Below are 740 nucleotides of genomic sequence, written 5' to 3'. Positions count from 1 at the left end.
TGAAAGAAATAGAGGAGCTCTAAGAATTCTTACAAATTTATATAATATTAACGTAGATAAATTTAAAGAATATTTTCAATTCAAATTCGATACTTTATTTGACGATGTTGAAGGTATGGAAATATTGGATAAAATACTACTGCTAAGAGTTTTATCTAATTATTGTTACTTAATTAATGAAAATAATTTAGATGAAGTAGGTTTATATGAAGAAATTAATCCAATAAACACTGATGAGTTTATTAATCAAGTGTTCCGCCTGGATGAAATAAATGTTGATGTAGTTACTGATCAAGATTTAGAAAGACTATTAAAAATGAAAGATGATGAACTTCGTATTAAATTTTCTAAAACTGTAAATGGTGTGGAAGAAAGAGTGTTATTAAGAGAATCACAAAAACCCCATGGAGTATTTGAAATCTCTGATATGGAGTTACCGATAACATTTAGAGGTAGAAGGTACTTTATGTGTTTACCTTTTAAATCAGGGGTGGAGATAAGAGGTAATTCTGTCCCTGTAGATATAGCATATCAAATAGTTAGGCCATTTATTGAATTTAAAAATTGTGTTGTTGTATTTGTAACAGCCAAAAGATGCTCTGAAAATCTAATGAACTACATAAAAAAAATTAAAGATAGACTCGGCTGGCCAATCGAAGTAATAGAGGAAAAAACTCTAGCAGCTTTATTGAAAAGTTCTGAGCAACTCTAAATGCTCTAACTAAAACCTCATTTAGATG

Annotated in this window: 1 protein-coding gene; it reads left to right on the top strand. The window is 28.9% G+C overall.

Going from position 1 to position 740, the window contains the following annotated elements; translation table 11 throughout:
• Positions 1-712, top strand: a 712-nt coding sequence (locus tag V7083_RS03925; RefSeq protein ID WP_335475590.1) for a hypothetical protein, incomplete at its 5' end; no start/stop codon positions are given.
• Positions 713-740: the final 28 nt, after the last annotated feature.

It is taken from the genome of Bacillus sp. JJ1764 (genome assembly GCF_036962145.1).
In the GTDB taxonomy this organism is placed as follows: Bacteria; Bacillota; Bacilli; order Bacillales; family Cytobacillaceae; genus Neobacillus.
Note: the sequence above shows the minus strand (reverse complement) of the source record. Positions and strands in the feature narration are given on the sequence as shown.